Genomic DNA, 15,946 nt, shown 5'->3' with positions numbered 1-15,946 from the left:
TAAAAATTTAGCCGTACTTTCATTAACTTCGTTAGTCTAACGTTTCGGCTTATTTTATACCAACTTGCATACAGACCAACATGGATAAACGCGTAAAATTTGATTTTGAAGTATACTTTACCAATGGTGGCAGCCTCAGGGGCGAAGATTTCCGCTTGGATATCAACGGCGATACGATCAGCGACACGGAGCTCGCCGACTATATTATTCAAGATCTCCGGCTACTGATGGCCGGAAAAGTAAATATCCTCAATAAGGAAATATTTGAAGAAGCCCATAAGCGTAAAGTTGCGCCGGCAGAAAACGCAACGGAACAGCTTATTGACCTCAGCCATACGATCGAAAATGGCCTTGTTACTTACAAAGGGCTGCCCGCCCCCATTATCTGCGATTACCTATCCAGAGCCGGCTCCAGGAACTATTACGATGAAGGCACCGAATTTCAGATCGGCAAAATAGAGATGGTCAGTAATACCGGTACCTATATTGACTGCCCTTTTCACCGCTATGAACATGGCAAGGATACCTCCGAAATGGACTTAAAGGCTTTTGTGGATCTGGACGCCGTTGTCATCAGGGTTCCCTACCGCAACGGACTGGCCATTACCGATGAGCAGCTCAAAAACAGGGAGATCAGAAACCGTGCTGTACTGATCCATACCGGATGGGATAGCCATTGGAATACCGAAGCCTATTATGAAAACCATCCTTACCTGACCGCAGCAGCAGCAACGTACCTCGTCGAATGTGGTGTTAAACTGGTGGGCATTGATTCACACAATATCGATGATACCAGTGGACGATCACGTCCGGTGCATTCCACTCTTTTGGGGTCAGAGATCCTGATTGTCGAACATTTGTGCCATCTGGACCTACTGCCTGACGACAACTTTACGTTTACGGCCGCTCCACCGAAGTTTAAAGGTGTAGGGACATTTCCTGTACGCGCATTTGCCAAGCTGAAAAAGGATGTGGCTGGATAGAAGCTTTATGATAAGAACGCCAAGCGCCAAACCATATACGTTAAATTGAATATAAGAAAAAAAATGGGTCAATACTTTTGGATTGCCATACCTGCAGAGCTGTTTTTCCAGTATTGCGGCGAAACGATGGAAAAACATCGTGCACACGCCTATATTGAAATGATAAACCGTCGTTCGGGCAAGCGGAATTATGTGAAATATAGCAAGGAAAATCAGGCGGATTTTTTGAAGAGCTTTTCATCCGCCGATTATTATGGATTTTTTCTGTCCACCTATCCCTTTTCAGATCAGGAGGCCATCAAAAGCTCGGATCTCTTCTACGATTCGCCTGTAGCCGAATATACAATAGCAGGAAGCGGCGGTTATGAAACTGACCGGACAAGAGAAATCATCCACTTGCGGCAGATCATGAAGCAAGCTGACAAATCGGCAAAAGCATTTTTTGCGGCCTTGCAGCGCAACCTCAAAAAGATCCCCGATCTACGCGATACCTTGAACAGCGGAAATAAAACCCATTTTTACCTGCCTACATCAAAAAGTATCATTCCACAAAACGCGCATAGCCGGCTTATAGAAATGCCCTGGGAAGAACACTGCATCAGCAAAGACCTGGTCTACCAGCAAGAATAATTCCTATTAAGTGTGGTACACCATGTTGACAAAACCGAATTTAAGGTCTACCGCAGATGGGTTACAGGGGTACGGACAATCGAAGACCGCTGTCAATCTTTTTTCAATGGAACTGGATGTGCGGGGACAATCTTCCCATATCAGAAGCTATGCCGTTCATCCCGGGTCTATTGGTGGAACTGAATTAGGCAGAGAAGCTCCACTGGAACTATTTCAAAAAATGGGTTTTGTGGATGTAAATGGCAACATGTTGCCTGAGGTAGCGGCATCATTAAAAACGATCCCACAAGGAGCAGCTACAACAGTATGGTGTGCTACAAGCCCTTTATTGGAGCATATTGGAGGAGTCTATTGTGAGGATGGGGATATCGCTGTGCTCTCTTCGGATATTACCGACCAGAAAGGAGTCAATCCTTATTCACTTGATGAAACCCATGCGAAGAAACTATGGAAACTGACAGAAGAGATGACGGGTATCCGCTTCAATCCGTAAATGCTATTATTTCTTATCTTTAAGTTATTAATTTCCTTCATAAAAAAGCAAAAATCATGGAATACCAAGCCCGATACATTACCGAAGATATAAAGCTTTCTAGCTACGAAGACAAGTTTTTCAAATCAGATATTATGTTTGACCAGCATATGCTGGTCTGGTTTCTTTCCGGAGAAACCAAGATTGTACAGGCTGATGCTACCTATATATTTGGAAAAGGGGATATTTTTCTAATTCCCAGAAATCAGTTAGCGACTATTATTAATTATCCTAAAGACGGTGAACCTCATAAAACTGTTGTCATGCATCTATCATTAGAGACTTTAAAGAATTTTTATGCAGGCAAGAATATAAATCCCCAACCCAAAAATTCACCGAAGATTTTTTGTTTCAATAATCACCCGCTTCTGGAAAGTTGCCTGGCATCGCTTATCCCCTATTTCGACATGAAGGACATCCCTACAGATATTGCCTCCATTAAAATTACCGAAGCCATCAGTGTTCTCCGAACGCTGAACCAAGAGATCGATCATGTGCTTGCTAATTTTGAAGAGCCTGGAAAAATCAACCTTGTCGATTATATGGAAAAGAATTTTATGTTCAATCTTCCACTGGAAAAATTTGGTTACCTCACCGGCAGAAGTCTTACAACCTTTAAGCGGGACTTCAAAAAGGCTTTCACTATGACTCCACAACGCTGGTTAACCCGTAAACGTTTGGAACTTGCCTATTATCAGCTTACAGAAAAGAGAAAAAAGCCCTTGGAAGTCTGTTATGAGGTAGGATTTGAAAATCTCTCCCATTTTTCATTTGCATTCAAAAAGCAATTTGGATTGGCTCCAAGTCGTTTGGTTGATCCCCTATCCTAGTTTCAGGCATTCTTCCTGCAGGTCCAAAAGATACAATTGTCTAAGAACAGGGGTTTTGTCCATATTGGGAATACTTACTTTCTGTCTCTGACTAGATCAGCCCGTACTTTCTTTACAAAATCAAGCGAAACTTCAGCAACACGCACGATAATATCGTCGGTAAGCTTAAGTTCATTAATCAAATTCTCCACTACCTCATAGCTTTTCGCCTCAGCACCCCTCTCAATTCCTTCTTTAATCCCTTTCTCAAGACCTTGTTCGATACCTTGTTCAATACCTTGTTCGATACCTTGTTCGATACCTTGTTCAATACCTGTTTCGAGGCCTTTCTGAATAGCCTCGTTAATCTGTTGCTCCTGATATTGGCGCACAGCTTCAGCATCCCATTTACGTTTTAGACTTACATCATACATTGCTCGTTCCTCCTTATTCAACTTTGCGTATTCCGCTATTTTAAATAATTTTTCAAATATAGTCTTCTTCAGATAGACCGGGATCTTGTTCAGCTTTGACATATTACGTAAAACATAAAGCCAACGATCAAGATCATCTTCTAATTCTGCCTCTACTTTTGTAAAGTTACGCAATTGAACGTAAATAAACCCCAACTCTTCATAAAAAACTCGACCAGTGTCCCTGTTACACAAACAGATATCGTGAAGAACGGTACTGGATTCGTCCACTTGTGAAAAAGTAAATCCATCCATAAGTACCACAATGTATACTTCGGTTATCGCATAATTCCACGCTCGCCGTTTTCCTTTGGGAGCCTGATCCGCAATCAACTTACTGCTGTAGTAAAGCATACGTTTTTTCAAATTTATCTGTGCCGTACGTTGTACTTCGATCACAAACTTCTCACCATTATCAGCAGTGCAGATCAGGTCAAAGATCACGGTACCGATCTCCTCACTATCCCCAACATGTTCATTCTTTTCGTACAATAAATCGACAATAGATTTCCGTCCACGGAATAACCCATTCAATAGCGAAATCAATAAATCCTTATTGGGCTCGGATCCAAAAATGCGCTTAAAAGCATAGTCTGAAACTAGATCTATATAAACTGGCTCGCTCATAGATTCAATAATTGGTTGTTTTATGTAAATATCGCAAAAATAAATCAATAAAACTAATATTTTTAGCAAAAAAAATAAATACAACACTTTTTGAATTAGTTCAAAACTAACGGTTAGAATTATCGAAAATATTTGGTGGTTGATTGTCTTGGCGGAAAGACAGTCCATCCAAACGCGTAAGGCGCACCGTTTGGGTGCGCCTTGCCATCCATTACGGACGTCTTCGTTTACTATAGCGTCCCAGTAAGCGACTTGTTGCGAAACTCACCAGCGTACCAAGTGCAGCGGTAAGGACAGTTTGTAGTACATCACCCAGCGAGATACTCGCCCAGATGGAGCAGATTGTTCCACCGATAGTGGAGATACGGATGTCATTCAGTTTCATCGGCTTCACTCCTTTCCATTGCTTCCTTCCAGCCTTTCTCAGGTATGTCGTCAGCCTCTGGTGGGGGCTTATCATCATCTAATACTGTTTCCACGATCCCCAGTCCCAAAGCCAGGTATTTTAATATATTCCCGACCTTACCCGGAAATTTAACAGGCGCCGCCAGCACCAGCTGCAGCACCTGTCCTATTTTGTTAAAGACTTTTTTCATTTTTGTACGTATTTAAAAATCCCCATCCTCCAACACACACTTTTCGTTAAGCTAAGGAGATCATGGAATTGAAAGCCTTGCGTTCCGACTGCCTATCGCTGACGCAAGATGAGGGTAGCATAAATCGTTGTCCGAGCATAGCGAGTTTGATTTATACCGTCATCTTGCTAAGAAGATGACAAAAAGGAATGCAGCAGCTAATTCCAGATCTCCAAAGCCTTATCGAATACTCAAATACACTTCATCCCCCATATCCCACAGGCAATACACCAGCGCTTTGAGCTTAGCTAAAGCCTTACCACTTCCCGTACCCTGTCCCTCGCCAGTTAGGCTGGTAACCGGAGCGATGCAGCCGAGCAGTTCGTCCTTTGCGTTATTCGCCGCGTGGATCAAGATCCCTTCGCGGTTTAACACATGCGGAATACCGATCTGCTCGCCATGCCGCCGGTAGCGGATCTTTTCCAGTTTATACAGACCGATCGGGATGCAGCTGATCCGCTGGATGTTGTTGCGATCCGGTAGTTCGATCGTATGGCAGATATGCTCGTCGTTGAAGGTGATCGTGCCGTTAGTTCCCTCAGCCCCATATTTCCGGAGAAGCTTGAGGGTATGTCTCGTTTTCATCATCACCTAAGGGACATCTACCTCGACGATGGTCATGGCGTTGTACGGATTATTCTTGAGTGGATAATACGAATCGTTGACCTCTTGATACATCGAAATACCGACAATGATGTAAACCACTTTTGTGGGATCTACGACCAGTGGTGCCTGTAGCGTCTCCTCGACGTGCACACCAATCAACGGGATGTAGCCCGATCTGGCCATCACCGGACGCGGAGGTACATCATCCATGCTCAGTTCTGCTACCGCCAGTGTAAACTGCATATGCGTCGCCCCGTTCAACAGCATGACATCATTCTGTGGGTTAAACTCTGGAATGATAAGCGTGGCCTCACCAGTAGCACGGTCATAAACCGGTTCCAACTTTTGCTCAAGGAGCGTTTTTAGTGAACTCGCCTGGTTGAACTCAAATCCTTTGAGCATAGCGCTGTTCTCCTCCAGAAAGATCCGCTCCCCGCGAGCATTGGTTGAATCTGCCTTCTGGATACGGTGCATCAATGCCGTCAGGCGATTGCGCATGGTGTTGTCTGCAAAGGTGCGGAGCAGGTTGTTGAGCTGCATCCTAATCAGTTTGGCGCTACCAGCTGCCGAGCCAAACTCCGCCATATTCTCACGGGTACGCTGAAAATTAGGATCCGTCTGGATCCGAGCCTTGTCCACACCACCTTTCATGCGGACTTCATAACCGCGATTGCGGTGTTTGCTAAAGGAAAGGTCCCCGACCTTGCCTCTAAACTTGATTAAACTTTCTTGTTTTGCCATGATATTGAGTTTTTAATGACAACACAAAGATGTTGAGTACCAAACTGATCCCTGTCCAAAATGGCCGGATGTGGCCAACATGGCTTAAATAGTCAGCATTAGGCTCGGAATGGCATAATATAGCACTATCTGTCTGTCGTGAAGCAATGTTTAAGTACGGTTAGTGTACAGGGAGTGTACCAAAAAGGTACCAATACCCTACCGAAAAGGTACTAGAGAGCTACTAAAAAGCTACCAAAGAGCTACAGTAGCCAGTAGCGTAGCAGTATGTAAAATGTGAATGAACCGCATCCATCTGGCGGGGTCCGTGTGCCCGGCTATCGGAAGAATATGTATGCCGTTAATGTGGATTTCAGACTGCATGTAACAGATCAGATAACCAGTATCAAAATGTTATAATACAATTATTTAAAACAAAACAATTGCACAAACGTTAAATGTAGATTATTAATTTTTTTCTTAAGGGCTGTCTATAACCGCACATTGACGAATATGGACAGAGAGGTATCCAGCTGACAGGAGAATCATGGTACCATTAGGTATTGTCCGCGGCATACCCATGCTATGTCCAACGGCAATCCACAGCCCGATTTCTAATGACAAAAAAATACCGACTGTGCATCAGTGCAAAGGATGTCGCATCCGTACTTGACCTTAGCCCCAGACAGGCGCAGCGCAAATACCAACAGGCAAGAGATGCCTATGGAAAAGCCAAGCACCAGCAACTCACCGTACATGAGTTTGCTGCTTATTATGATTTACCGTTAGCGGAAGTAATTGAACGGCTTTGAGTCTCAAAGCATGTATATAGTCAGGGGGGCGGTGTACCGTCCCCCTGATTTTGATACTTATTCCTCGGGTAATATTTGCATCCATTCACGTTTGATCTCCAAAAGCCTATCATATGCTTCTACTGATACCTTTAGCCTTTCATTGGATTCGCCAAATAGTTCAACGATATAATCATTCTCATCTTTATATTGGTCTTTAATCGCCATATGTTGTATCAACAGCCCCCGACCGGCGCGAAAGAATAAATTTGGCCACAATTTTTCAATTTTTGCCAGCGAGTCTATATCAACAGTGCCCTCCCGGCCATCCAGTAAACGTACATCGACCAATTTGGATCTGGCGGATCCTTCCTTGAGATGGAAATACGCAATCTGAGGTATTCTTACCCATTCATTTGCTGCACCTATCATTACCTCAAGCTGTTGGGTGGCCTCTTTAAGGCAAGCCTTCAATCTGTTTTCATGACTACTTAAACGATCGTGGTTTGCACGCAACCGCTGTTTCCGGCTCCTCAGTTCGGCCAATTCGTTCTCATAATGCATACGCAGCTCATTACTCTTTATTTCCTGCGATTTTATCTGCTCATCTTTCTGCAAAAGCCATTTTTGCATTACCTTTGATCGCTTTTTTCTATAGTTATTCCTTATTCTTTCCCTTCGAAAAGCATAGTAAAATTGAACCATAATGAGGCAAAACATAACAACGACAAAATCCCGTTCAAAATAATCCCGTTTTTGCAAATCCACCCCGAATAGCCCCAAATAGATTTTATACACTACCCGGAGTGCAATAGCTCCCAATAGAAGCACAAGGACTAAAAACTGCATGGAGTAACGTATTTTATCGTTTTGTCCAAAGTAAGTACTCGCATCCAGTTTATATACAACGTAAGCGACAGGTGTTATCGCCAATAGCATTAATACCCAACTAAAAAGAAATACCAAACCATGTTTTTTCATGGTTATACTCGAAAATAAAGATTCTTCAGTAGTATAAAAGGTGACCATAAAAGATGACATGCCCGCCAATAACAATATTATCAATGAATTTCCATACCAGGAGCGAAAAAAAGACTTTAGTGTTGCCATAAAAGGTTGATTATATAGTTATCAATAAAATTAATAAATTTCACAATGAAACATTGTAACGCTTCCTTTACAATTAGATAGTAGAATTAACTTCTTTGTTCGTCGCTGTGACAATCGCTTCACAGATATCTCTAAGGCTGTTTTTGATCTATTTCAACGAAAGCCATTTCCTTTTCGCCGATTTCTATCCTCATTTCCTTCACTTTTTTGCATTTAGGTTTTAGATTCGCTGTTCGATCGAATTATAAAATATAATTAAAATTTTAACAAAGGTGAATACTAGTTACCCGGGGTAATAGCTTTGGCATGCCGCTAGCAGTCACCGACAAACTAAACAGTATGAACAAATACACATTTGATGATGCAGGAGTCAAGAGATGGCTCCGGGACTTGTACAACTCAACTGTCGAATTCCAGATGATGGAGCAAAAGCTGATCCTGCTGTGCCTACGCAGCTGGCTTATGTCTCGTTTTGAACTTTCGGAGAGCCAGATTGATTATATCATATCCCTGTCCGCTGACTTCAAAAACAATCTAGCTCAAGAGATCGCCTTTGCGATCAACAACCAGGCAGACATCACCTTGGACAAGCAGACTAATGAAAAAAATACGAGCACCTTCCCACGGGATTCGGTCAAAGTAACCGAGTATGAGTCAAACAAGATCCAGTCAGATACACCGGAAATCCCCGTCGAATCTGAAGCGAATGAGATTTTCAACCGTCGTTTAGAGGGGCATTTGATCGTCAGGATTTACTACACGCTTCTTTAGATGATCTAAAATAATTCAACAAAACGCCATGGGCCATATCTCTCTCATGGCGTTTTTTCTTTTTCATGAACTATTCATTTACAACATATTAACCGTGAAACGTTTTATCAAACATTTAAATACCTATTTCAATGCAGATGATCCATGTCGCGATGAGCTAATAAAGCATACCAAAATACGCCAGGGGAAGCGTGGGCAGATCTATTGCCGGGAGGATGAAAGTCGTCCCTATTGGTGCTATGTGCTTGACGGCAGGGTTGGCGCTTATGAGATGAAACTCAAAAAGCCCTATCTGCACTGGATTGCGACCGAAGGTCATTACTTTACCGGCACAAAACATGAGTACAGTTTCAATAGCCAGGATCTGAATATTCAGTTTCTTAGCAAAAGTACAGTCGCCTGTATACCCTTGGCTATTCTACAAGAGCTACAGGATCGGTATCCGAGCATGCATCATTTTGTCAGTATTATGCGACAGCGCAAATCAGACTTTTTCAACAAAAAGGCACTTATAATGGCGCAAGATTCCAGGGACAGATACGCAAAACTCAAAGCGCTGATGCCCGGGCTATTCCTCAGTTTGAATAATAAGTTGTTGAGCCAATTTTTATATATCGATCCAAAGACAATATATGAAAGCAAAAAAGATCTATAAAATTTAAAATAGTACCGCCAGACCCGATTTCAGGCTGTAAACTATGCGGTACTTTGTAATAGACATAAGGAAGTTGGCTTTGATCGGCGGAGACCAGAGAAAGAAGAAAAGAGATCCGAAATGTCTAATAAAAAACGGTCTGGCAAAAGGAGTACCCCGCCAGACCGTCGGTTACGAGCAATCGTAACCGGTATGGGGGCCGGTATGACTGCAGCGTACTGAATTATAAATCTAATTTATTAACATTTTAAACCTTACAATTATGAGTTGGTATAGCTTCACAGGGTCAAACCCTGCTAATGCAAATGATTATACTCTGGTGAGTGGAACACCAAGCTGTTCTACCCCTACTCAACGATTGTGTGCCATTCAAGCTAATGATGATGGTTCAAATCATCCAGATTTGGATAATGCTATCTTATCTGAAATGGTGCAAGCTTTAGATTCGCAAAATAATACGGCGAATGTTAGACTTAAAGCAAGATAGTTGTTGAATAAGTATATGCATGAGGAAAAGGATATGGCTATGCGCCATATCCTATCCTTTTTTTAGTATTCTTCGATAACCAATACATCCATTTCACTTAGGCCATATTCAGCCTTAATCCCATAACGGGCAAGCTGCTTATTCAACTCTTCCAGGTTATTGTATGGCGCAATTCTTAATTTAACATCGCTATTCACCTCGTCCAGTATCGGTGGAAATTGCATGCTCATATCTGTAAAGCCAGCAAATACTGCTGTCCCTCTGTAGGTAACCGCATCCGTAGGTTCTGGGTTATTTTCCGCTTGGGCCTTAGTAGGAACTAAGCGTAAAACTTTGATTTTGCGTACATCAGGTTTTATGGTTACACCACAGAAGCTTTTAAAGTCTTCTAGGATAATATGTGCGAGTACTGAATCTGGTCGGATTATAGGATCATATCGCTCATAGCAAATACTGTTTTTAGTCTCCCAAAACGGGTCAGATTGTTCGAAATCATAAAACTTTGAAGAGTCTTTCACCTGCCAGATCACTCGATCCGTTCGTGGCACGTACATTTTCTTTTTCAATTTTGCTTTCGCTGCCAGTCCAAGCAATGCACTATAGATAGATGTATTGTAAACTGAACTTTTGTAAAGTCCAGTTGTCGAGTCTGATTCCATTCTCCATGATTGATAAGGTATTCCCTCTTGAAAACCGGAAATTAACGTACCTGCTTTAAAATTTGTTGATGCACTTTTCATCTGGCCTTTTAAGTCAGCCTTTCCATACTCATCTCTTAACGGGAGATTGATCTGCTTTTCTCTATGTAAATTAAGCAAATTCTCCGCAGTGATATAGTTTGGTCCTGTTATAGCTTGCACACGGCCTTGATAGATAAGTACTTCATGTGGCACAGACTGATGTGGAAATAGTTCTTTCAAATAGGTGTCGTTATAAATTACGGGCAAATTTACTTTATGATCGCTTAAATACTTATTTTGAGCAAAGAACTTCTCCATCGTTTCCCTGTCTTGCCAGGTAACGGTAATTATTTGGATTTTATCACCATAGGTATTTTGTAAATCCTGCAAATGCGGCATCAACTGTATACATGAAGCACAATAGGTATCGAAAAAGTCTAATAGAACAACTTTGTTTTTCAACTTTTTCCAATCTATTCTCTTGAGGTTACCGCGTATTAGCGACACGTTATCTGGCGCTATGAAAGTATCCCCTACCAATAACCTTTTTTTAAGATCTACCTTGAAATTTGGCTGGGCTTTCGCAACAACTACGCTGCATATCAGCGCAATTATGTATATGTATAATAGTCTATTTTTCATGTGTTTTATTTTTAAATTCTCATCTTTTATTTTGAGGAAGACCTGCCAGGTTTATCACCGTTTCTGACAATCTGTAAGCATATTTAGGACTATTGGGCGCTAAAGAGTACTTCTCCTCCCCGAGTGTTCTTATTAATGTTTTCTGAAAGCGAGGGTCTAAATTGAGCCTTTTGAGGTCAGCCCAACGACGACCTCTAAATAGTAATTCTTTCCTGCGCTCGTTGACAATAAGTGACAATAACTTATCAGGATCATTCTCGGTAATTTCCTCGTAAGTCGTGTTCTTGTTCCAACGATTTTTGAGTAACTTATTTGTACAGGCTAAAGCCTCCTTTATATATCCGATGCGACAGGCTGCTTCTGCTTTGATTAAATAAACCTCACTGGTGGTAAGCCCCATAAAGATATTGGCTGAAGATTTATCATAACTACCTTTAAATAAAAAGGAATTTGGGGGATTATTAGTAGCCTTAAAAAAGATGCCTTTGCGCAGATCATTTGCATGATAGCTGTTATATAAATCTTTGCCCATCAAGGCGAAATTGGCTCCCATAATCCCTAGCGTTGTCGATAATGCCGAATACAAAACCTCAATATTAAACTTTGGAATCGGTAAAGCATCTGTTGCCTTAAGGCTATTAAAATCGATCAACTCAGGTTTCAACCGCAGACAAGAGTCTGCGTACAAATATGCATTGTCGTAATCCCCCATATCTAAATAGGCTCTGGCAAGTCCCGCATAGGCCGATGCTTTAAAAGGCCTGCCTCTTACACTCTCTACAATAGGGAGATAGGATGCCGCTGATTTAAAATCGGAGATAATCTGATCGTACGTATCTTTCAGATTAGCACGGTTTGACTTCCCATCTATTCCCGGATCCAAGCGCAAAGGGATTCCAAAGTCATTAGGTGCTGTATTTATCGTATAAGCCGGACAATGCAGTTCTGTCAATAGATGAAATGAATACGCGCGTATAAAATGAGCAGCTCCTTTACAACGAGCATACTCCTCCATATTATCAGCGGCATTAATCCCCTTTAAAATGTCCAATACCTGATTTGCAACATAAACAGATTTATATGGTCTCTGCCACTGAATAGCATCCGTATAAGGTACATCGGCCCAAATATAGGCGTTGCGCTGATCCAATGAAGATGCTGCATTCCAGGTAGCATCAGTTACATAATAGTCATCCGTGCCCAGTTCCCCGTATATAGGAAACCCTCCTGTCAAATTGGTATAATCGTTTAACAACAGCTTAGCATCATCCAAGGACTTGGGTATAGTCATATGGATATCGGATTTTCTATCCAAAAATGAATTACACCCTGTTAGTAATCCCACCCATACAATGAAATAAAGATAATATAGTTTCATATTCTTCAAATTATAAGTTAAAATTGATCCCTAGTGAACACATCAACGGATCCGGATAAGAGTTTCCAAATTCAGGATCAATACCTTTTTTGTTTGCGCGCCATAATGTTCCTATGTTTTGAAAATAACCGTAAAGGCGGCAATCTTTCAGTCCATAGCGACTTAAATAAGGGATCTGGACACTACATTGGATGTCGCGCAACTTGATTTGTCCGGCATTTTCTACCAGTGCTGAGGACTGCATATAAATCTCACTTGCAAGCGAGCTATTAGGATAGATAAAAGCTGGCACATTAGTGGTCAGCTCATCTCCGGGCTTTTGCCAACGGAGCGCATAGTCCGAATGGCCAATGTATCGGTCGATAAAATAACTATTGCTGAATGATGAACGCAAAAATTTGTGTCCCAGCTGGAAAGCAATATTGAAAGAAAGTTCAACATTTTTAAATCTGACCGTATTGCGCAGTGAACCAAAATAGAGCGGCCTTGTCGACCCATTGTTCTGTAACTGATCCAATTTGCTATTTCTGATTGCCAGGTAATCCTTGCTGATGTCACCATTAAGATAAGCCCTCGGGCTACCATCTTCCGGATCCAGCCCAGCCCAACTATAGCTCAGTAGCGCATATAGGTCGGCACCCTCCACTGGAGTCATTGGGCTCGAATTATTTCCAGCCATATACAGGTATGAAGGGTTTGACGGATTGGTATAAGCTTTGGTCACCAAGGTTTTGTTATAAGAAAAAACCAGATTATGCTGCCAGCCCCAATCTTTTGACTCTACGGATTTCGCCTGTAGAGAAATATCCCAACCCTTAGTTTTGGTATTTGCATAGTTCACTGTAAGTGTACTGTATCCTAGCGTAGGGTCCACTGGTGCGACTGAAATTAGATCTTTTCCCCATTTTTGATAATATTCGACACTACCATTCAGGCGATGTTTAAATAAGGCAAAGTCAACGCCGAAGTTGAGATTAGCAATTCGCTCCCATCGTAGTTTAGGGTTGGGCGGTGTACTCATTATTGCATAGTTCTGTCCCGTGATACTGTTTACCGCAGATTGAACACTGATAATGGGATAGGCTGCAACAGAATTGTTAACATTACCATTATAACCATATGTCGTCCTAATTTTAAGCATGTCAATCCAGCGACTGTTCAGGAAGTCCTCTTTAGAAATTAGCCAAGCTAGTCCTGTAGACCAAAAAGGCTGTCCACGATCATTGGCCTTTACACCAAACAGATTTGAGGCATCCTTTCGGAAACTAGCGCTTACGATATACTTTTGATCGTAGCTGTAAGAACCGTTGGCATAATACGATAAGTACCTATTCGTGAGCGCTTCTATTCGGCCATCGTCAGGTAAAGCATAAGTACCAAACATACCATTGAGGTATGGTACTTCCTTTCCAAAAGCGGTCGATTTAAATGTGCCTGTTTCCCTATCGTAGCCATAATACTGAGACACCAAAAGGTTCTTTTGCAATTGCCGGACATCGTAGCCCGCCAATAGATTTATCTCGTTCTTTAGATTCCAGGTTTTATTGTACTCCATATTTAATCTACCGTGATGGATATGACTATCCCAGTTATTTGTAATCAACTGTTCACCTACGGGCAGATTCCATGTCACCTGTTTATCATCCCATGACGCATAATCGTTGATCATAGAACGGAGATAATACGATCCAAGGCCACGCCAGGATTCTATCGGATTTTGGGTATTTTGATAAGAATATAGGGCATGGAACTTTAGACCAAAATTCAAGGAATAAGAAGCCGAAAAATTAGCCAGAATTTCATGAAGCTTTTGGGTCACTTTTGACTCCTTGATTTCATTTAGCGGCGAATAGTTAAAGCTTTGCAACCTTCTACCTGCCAATGTATCACGATAAATACGATTAAAACCTGAAATATCATAGCTTAGCGGGATACCCTGTTGATCGGCCAAACGCAGGTAAGGCGGATTTTCAACACCCTTCCCCAAGATGTTATAGCCGACAAAATCCCAGCTATCCACTGATTTTGAACGGGTATAGGTCATCGATACATCCAGCAAGAGATTTTTTACGGGCTTAAACTGAGATGCCGATCTCAATACCACCCGATTGTAAGAAGAAGTGACAAGCTCGTTTTTGTTACCGTCATAACCTATGGAGAATAATGTATTTGCTTTGTCTCCACCACCGGAGATCTGCACATTTATCTGTCGGTTTATCGCTTTACGGTAGATATATTTTAAAAAATCATTCCTTTGGTCCTGACGGCCAAGCACATCCTTTAGCTCCTCCAATTCAGCCTTGGAAATCTTGCCATCACGTTGATCTTTCATTGACCAGACGATATCTATCGGATTATAATACAGGTCATTAAAGTACGAATCATATCGCCCCTTATCAAATAAGATTTGCGTCAGATCAATATAGTCCTTTGCTGTCATCTGGGGATAATAAAAAAGATCAGGCTTGTTCTTAATGCTTATGTTGGAATTGAATGCGATCTTAGGCCGAGCATTAAATTTCCCCTTTTTGGTTGTGATGACTATGACACCATTACCCGATTGCGCTCCCCATATGGATGCTGCTGAAGCATCCTTTAAAACTGAAATATTCTCAATATCATTTGGGTTGATATTATTGAATTCACCAAGCCCATAATCAGCAAGTTTACTCTCATAGGGTACGCCATCCACGACTATCAGAGGGCTTGCAGCTGTGAGCGAACTTTGCCCTCTGACATTCATCCGCATCAGAAAACCCTTCGTCTCTCGTTGCCCCTTGTCGAAGATTGCTATACTCGGCACCACATCCTCTAGCCTACTGATAAAATCAGTAGACACCTTTCGGTTGAGTAGCTTGTTGTCCACAAACTCAAAACTCCCTGTTGCACGCTCCTTCGGTATCTTTTGGTAACCGGTAGAGACCACCTCCACCTCATCCAATTGATTCTCCAGCGGTATCAATTTCACAGTTAACGATACCCCAGCAGAATATGGTAGAGTTACAGGCTTAAAACCCACATGGCTAAACTTCACGGTTCCTGCCGTAGCTGTTACTGGCACGGAGTAAGAGCCATCACTTTTGGTGGATGCCCGCCCCTTTTCATCTGTTATGCGGACCGACACTCCCTGAATTGGTTTATCGTCGGTAGCCGATATTACTGTACCAGACACTGTTAACGGTCCATCGGCCCCGCTGTCCTTGCGGGGCGTCTGAGCCGATAAACTAAACATATGAAATACAGCAATGCAAGTAAAAAGCATTGTTGTATTCTTTAATACCTTTAAAGAACAAATAATATAATTAAAACACATAAGAGCTACTAGGGTAAAAGCTCTTATGTTCTTCAATGCCTTTAAAAGGCAGATTAAATAGGATTGAAAAACTAGTATGAATAAGATTACAAGTAGTGTAATCT

Annotated in this window: 17 protein-coding genes; 8 read left to right on the top strand and 9 right to left on the bottom strand. The window is 41.9% G+C overall.

The features are described from left to right. Positions 1-80 precede the first annotated feature (80 nt). From ABTV71_RS13910 to ABTV71_RS13895, 4 genes are all read left to right on the top strand, one after another. Positions 81-983, top strand: coding sequence for a cyclase family protein (locus ABTV71_RS13910; RefSeq protein ID WP_433903603.1), 903 nt, complete (start codon positions 81-83; stop codon positions 981-983). A 63-nt stretch (positions 984-1,046) separates the two neighbouring features. Then, the gene (locus tag ABTV71_RS13905; protein WP_433903602.1) at positions 1,047-1,613 is read left to right on the top strand and encodes a hypothetical protein; all 567 of its coding nucleotides are present in this window, start codon (positions 1,047-1,049) and stop codon (positions 1,611-1,613) included. 22 nt (positions 1,614-1,635) lie between these two features. Continuing rightward, the gene (locus ABTV71_RS13900) at positions 1,636-2,106 is read left to right on the top strand and encodes a hypothetical protein (protein WP_433903601.1); all 471 of its coding nucleotides are present in this window, start codon (positions 1,636-1,638) and stop codon (positions 2,104-2,106) included. 56 nt (positions 2,107-2,162) lie between these two features. Then, positions 2,163-2,975 carry a helix-turn-helix domain-containing protein gene (locus ABTV71_RS13895; protein WP_433903600.1) on the top strand — a complete coding sequence of 271 codons (813 nt, stop codon included), beginning with the start codon at positions 2,163-2,165 and terminating at the stop codon, positions 2,973-2,975. Between the two features lie 74 nt (positions 2,976-3,049). Here ABTV71_RS13895 and ABTV71_RS13890 read toward each other — a convergent pair whose 3' ends face one another. From ABTV71_RS13890 to ABTV71_RS13870, 5 genes are all read right to left on the bottom strand, one after another. Continuing rightward, entirely contained in the window at positions 3,050-4,054 is a 1,005-nt protein-coding gene (locus ABTV71_RS13890; protein ID WP_433903599.1) for an Rpn family recombination-promoting nuclease/putative transposase, read from the bottom strand. 211 nt (positions 4,055-4,265) lie between these two features. Beyond that, positions 4,266-4,439, bottom strand: a complete 174-nt coding sequence (locus ABTV71_RS13885; protein ID WP_433903598.1) for a hypothetical protein — start codon at positions 4,437-4,439, stop codon at positions 4,266-4,268. After that, the gene (locus tag ABTV71_RS13880; RefSeq protein WP_433903597.1) at positions 4,426-4,650 is read right to left on the bottom strand and encodes a hypothetical protein; all 225 of its coding nucleotides are present in this window, start codon (positions 4,648-4,650) and stop codon (positions 4,426-4,428) included. The genes ABTV71_RS13885 and ABTV71_RS13880 overlap by 14 nt, the downstream gene beginning before the upstream one ends. Positions 4,651-4,869: 219 nt before the next feature. Further along, the gene (locus ABTV71_RS13875; protein WP_433903596.1) at positions 4,870-5,277 is read right to left on the bottom strand and encodes a DUF5675 family protein; all 408 of its coding nucleotides are present in this window, start codon (positions 5,275-5,277) and stop codon (positions 4,870-4,872) included. Between the two features lie 3 nt (positions 5,278-5,280). Further along, positions 5,281-6,036, bottom strand: coding sequence for a hypothetical protein (locus ABTV71_RS13870; RefSeq protein WP_433903595.1), 756 nt, complete (start codon positions 6,034-6,036; stop codon positions 5,281-5,283). Positions 6,037-6,632: 596 nt separating this feature from the next. Between ABTV71_RS13870 and ABTV71_RS13865 the strand changes: the two genes are divergently transcribed. Then, positions 6,633-6,827: a hypothetical protein gene (locus ABTV71_RS13865; protein WP_433903594.1), complete on the top strand. Its 195-nt coding sequence runs from the start codon at positions 6,633-6,635 to the stop codon at positions 6,825-6,827. A gap of 57 nt (positions 6,828-6,884) precedes the next feature. Here the strand turns inward: ABTV71_RS13865 and ABTV71_RS13860 are convergent, their stop codons facing one another. After that, complete coding sequence (locus ABTV71_RS13860) at positions 6,885-7,916, bottom strand: hypothetical protein (RefSeq protein WP_433903593.1); 1,032 nt, start codon at positions 7,914-7,916, stop codon at positions 6,885-6,887. A 339-nt stretch (positions 7,917-8,255) separates the two neighbouring features. On the opposite strand from ABTV71_RS13860, the gene ABTV71_RS13855 reads away from it, so the two are divergent. The 3 genes from ABTV71_RS13855 (at position 8,256) to ABTV71_RS13845 (ending at position 9,829) form a co-directional block, all read left to right on the top strand. Then, complete coding sequence (locus ABTV71_RS13855; protein ID WP_433903592.1) at positions 8,256-8,687, top strand: hypothetical protein; 432 nt, start codon at positions 8,256-8,258, stop codon at positions 8,685-8,687. A gap of 94 nt (positions 8,688-8,781) precedes the next feature. Then, positions 8,782-9,342, top strand: a complete 561-nt coding sequence (locus ABTV71_RS13850; protein ID WP_433903591.1) for a Crp/Fnr family transcriptional regulator — start codon at positions 8,782-8,784, stop codon at positions 9,340-9,342. 262 nt (positions 9,343-9,604) lie between these two features. Beyond that, positions 9,605-9,829: a hypothetical protein gene (locus ABTV71_RS13845; protein WP_153848719.1), complete on the top strand. Its 225-nt coding sequence runs from the start codon at positions 9,605-9,607 to the stop codon at positions 9,827-9,829. Positions 9,830-9,891: 62 nt separating this feature from the next. Here ABTV71_RS13845 and ABTV71_RS13840 read toward each other — a convergent pair whose 3' ends face one another. From ABTV71_RS13840 to ABTV71_RS13830, 3 genes are read right to left on the bottom strand one after another with little or no spacing between them, the layout of a single operon-like run. Beyond that, a complete protein-coding gene (locus ABTV71_RS13840; RefSeq protein WP_433903590.1) occupies positions 9,892-11,151 on the bottom strand; it encodes a TlpA family protein disulfide reductase in 1,260 nt (419 codons plus the stop codon). Positions 11,152-11,170: 19 nt separating this feature from the next. Further along, entirely contained in the window at positions 11,171-12,529 is a 1,359-nt protein-coding gene (locus tag ABTV71_RS13835) for a RagB/SusD family nutrient uptake outer membrane protein (protein WP_433903589.1), read from the bottom strand. A gap of 10 nt (positions 12,530-12,539) precedes the next feature. Next, on the bottom strand, positions 12,540-15,791 hold the full coding sequence (locus ABTV71_RS13830) for a SusC/RagA family TonB-linked outer membrane protein (protein WP_433903588.1): 3,252 nt from the start codon (positions 15,789-15,791) through the stop codon (positions 12,540-12,542). Positions 15,792-15,946 lie beyond the last annotated feature (155 nt).

This window comes from Sphingobacterium puteale (assembly GCF_050986225.1).
Classification (GTDB): domain Bacteria; phylum Bacteroidota; class Bacteroidia; order Sphingobacteriales; family Sphingobacteriaceae; genus Sphingobacterium; species Sphingobacterium puteale.
The sequence above is the reverse complement of the archived record's forward strand: the minus strand, read 5'-3'. Positions and strand labels throughout refer to the sequence as shown.

What these genes read in the sequence shown, in the direction of transcription:
- ABTV71_RS13910 (WP_433903603.1), top strand. Translation starts at nt 81, where the DNA reads ATGGATAAACGCGTAAAATTTGATTTTGAAGTATACTTTACCAATGGT.
- ABTV71_RS13905 (WP_433903602.1), top strand. Translation starts at nt 1,047, where the DNA reads ATGGGTCAATACTTTTGGATTGCCATACCTGCAGAGCTGTTTTTCCAG.
- ABTV71_RS13900 (WP_433903601.1), top strand. Translation starts at nt 1,636, where the DNA reads ATGTTGACAAAACCGAATTTAAGGTCTACCGCAGATGGGTTACAGGGG.
- ABTV71_RS13895 (WP_433903600.1), top strand. Translation starts at nt 2,163, where the DNA reads ATGGAATACCAAGCCCGATACATTACCGAAGATATAAAGCTTTCTAGC.
- ABTV71_RS13890 (WP_433903599.1), bottom strand. Translation starts at nt 4,054, where the DNA reads ATGAGCGAGCCAGTTTATATAGATCTAGTTTCAGACTATGCTTTTAAG.
- ABTV71_RS13885 (WP_433903598.1), bottom strand. Translation starts at nt 4,439, where the DNA reads ATGAAACTGAATGACATCCGTATCTCCACTATCGGTGGAACAATCTGC.
- ABTV71_RS13880 (WP_433903597.1), bottom strand. Translation starts at nt 4,650, where the DNA reads ATGAAAAAAGTCTTTAACAAAATAGGACAGGTGCTGCAGCTGGTGCTG.
- ABTV71_RS13875 (WP_433903596.1), bottom strand. Translation starts at nt 5,277, where the DNA reads ATGATGAAAACGAGACATACCCTCAAGCTTCTCCGGAAATATGGGGCT.
- ABTV71_RS13870 (WP_433903595.1), bottom strand. Translation starts at nt 6,036, where the DNA reads ATGGCAAAACAAGAAAGTTTAATCAAGTTTAGAGGCAAGGTCGGGGAC.
- ABTV71_RS13865 (WP_433903594.1), top strand. Translation starts at nt 6,633, where the DNA reads ATGACAAAAAAATACCGACTGTGCATCAGTGCAAAGGATGTCGCATCC.
- ABTV71_RS13860 (WP_433903593.1), bottom strand. Translation starts at nt 7,916, where the DNA reads ATGGCAACACTAAAGTCTTTTTTTCGCTCCTGGTATGGAAATTCATTG.
- ABTV71_RS13855 (WP_433903592.1), top strand. Translation starts at nt 8,256, where the DNA reads ATGAACAAATACACATTTGATGATGCAGGAGTCAAGAGATGGCTCCGG.
- ABTV71_RS13845 (WP_153848719.1), top strand. Translation starts at nt 9,605, where the DNA reads ATGAGTTGGTATAGCTTCACAGGGTCAAACCCTGCTAATGCAAATGAT.
- ABTV71_RS13840 (WP_433903590.1), bottom strand. Translation starts at nt 11,151, where the DNA reads ATGAAAAATAGACTATTATACATATACATAATTGCGCTGATATGCAGC.
- ABTV71_RS13835 (WP_433903589.1), bottom strand. Translation starts at nt 12,529, where the DNA reads ATGAAACTATATTATCTTTATTTCATTGTATGGGTGGGATTACTAACA.
- ABTV71_RS13830 (WP_433903588.1), bottom strand. Translation starts at nt 15,791, where the DNA reads ATGCTTTTTACTTGCATTGCTGTATTTCATATGTTTAGTTTATCGGCT.